The sequence below is a fragment of the Corallococcus llansteffanensis genome, assembly GCF_003612055.1.
In the GTDB taxonomy this organism is placed as follows: domain Bacteria; phylum Myxococcota; class Myxococcia; order Myxococcales; family Myxococcaceae; genus Corallococcus; species Corallococcus llansteffanensis.
In genome coordinates this window covers 1-1,828 of record NZ_RAWB01000961.1, presented here as the reverse complement: position 1 = coordinate 1,828, position 1,828 = coordinate 1, and the positions used below count along the sequence as shown (strand labels likewise).

The following is a 1,828-nucleotide window of genomic DNA, read 5'->3' as shown; positions in this document are numbered from 1 at the left end:
GACAGGTGGGGTATTGCTGGAGGGGAATGCCCACCCTCCGCCGCGCCCTCGCCCTGCTGCTCCTGGCCACCGGTTGCTCCCACATGTCCTTCGAGCGCGCGAGCGAGCAGGACACCGTGCAGGCCTACCGCGAATTCCTGCGCGAGAACCCGGATGATCCGGAGGTGACGACGGCGCAGGGGCGCATCGAGGGGCTGGAGTTCGATGAAGCGAAGCGGCTGCACTCGGTCATCGCCTACAAGCGCTTCCTGGAGACGTACCCGGACGCGACGCAGCAGCGGGTGGTGAAGGCGCTGCTGGAGGGCCTGCGCTTCAACGCGGCGAAGCAGGTGGACACCGAGGCGGCGTGGCAGCAGTTCCTCTCGGAGCACCCTGACGGTACGCACAAGGACGAGGCGAAGGCCCTGCTGCAGGCGGCCCAGGGGCGCGAGGTCCGCTCCACGACCGACCTGGGGCGCATGACGACCCTCCTGCGCGCGGAGGCCGAGGGGCCGCGCCGCGACGAGCTGGCGCGGAAGCTGGACGAGGAGACCTACGCCCAGGCCACCAACGCCGGGAAGCTCTTCGCCTATCTGCGCGACTTCGACTCGGGCGCGCACCGCGAGGAGGCCCGCGTCCGGTTGCTGGAGCTGGAGCTGGAGGGGCTGCTCGTCTCCGGGCTCGTGGACGAGGCCGAGGCCAAGGTGAAGGTCCACCCGCTGGGGCCGAAGCTCACGGGCTTCCCCGCGCGCCTGGCCCGCGCCCGCGCCGAACAGGGCGCCCTGGCCCGGACCGAGCCCGCCGCGCGCGCGATGCAGGCCGGCCACTACCTGCGCGACCTGGAGGACCTGAAGCGCGCGCTCGTGGCGCCGGATCCGCTGGACCGCTGGCAGGCGGCGGAGGAGCTGGGGCAGCACGTTTCGGTGCGTGTTTTGGATCCCTTGCTGGAGGCGCTGCGCTCGGCCCGCAATCCGTTGATCCGCCAGAACGCGCTGGAGTCGCTGCGCTCGGTGCTCTCCGCGCTGCCTGCCCCCGTGGCCGGGTACGAGGTGGCCGTCCGGCTGGAGTCGCTGCGGGAGCGCGCGAGCAGCCCGGAGCTGTACCTGACGGTCGCGGCGCTGCTGGACCTGAGCGGCCAGCTCGAAGAGGCCGCCAGCCAGTACCAGCGCGTGTACGAGTCCGGCGGCACGGATCCGGTGGTGCTGTGGCGCTGGGTGCAGTTGCGCGAGCAGCGCCACCAGGCCTTCTCCGCGGCGGTGGCGGCCCGGCAGCTCTCGGTGTGGGCCCAGACGACCGCTCGCGATGAAGCGGTGTCGGAGGAGGGTGGGGTGCCCCTGGCGGCCGCCCGGCAGCTTTGCGCGGCGGCGGTGGACGCCCGGTTCGCGGCCCAGGCCATCACCCGGGCCCGCGCGGTGAAGACGGAGTTCCCGGAGGACCTGGCCTCCTTCGAGCGCACCGCCCAGGACGCGGTGCGCCTCGCGGAGGCGAAGCTCGCGGACGCGGAGCTGCTCCTGCGCCAGAAGCACCCTGGCGTCCGCACCTGCGCGGATCAGCAGGTGGCCGAGCGGCTGTCGCAGGGCGTGAAGGAGCGCACGCAGGCCCTGCAGGCGTCGAACGCGAAGCTGCCGAAGCCCGTGGGTGTCCTCCTGCTGGAGCTGGCCCGCGAGCGGGATCCCTCCCCCGAGGTCCGGGCCGTGGCGGCCTCCCGGTTGGCCACGTCCACCCCTCCCTGAGACGGACTGGCACCCCCGGTCGCGGCGGTTAGAGTCCAGCCCCCCATGGCCGCCCCCATTCCGCTGATCCACGCCGTCGCTCCCATCGCGCCCTCGCGCCTGGAGCTGGCCGCGTC

1 protein-coding gene is annotated in these 1,828 nt (G+C 73.2%); it reads left to right on the top strand.

The genetic code is table 11. The features are described 5' to 3' along the window. Positions 1-26: 26 nt before the first annotated feature. Positions 27-1,712: a HEAT repeat domain-containing protein gene (locus D7V93_RS42495; protein WP_120648623.1), complete on the top strand. Its 1,686-nt coding sequence runs from the start codon at positions 27-29 to the stop codon at positions 1,710-1,712. Positions 1,713-1,828 lie beyond the last annotated feature (116 nt).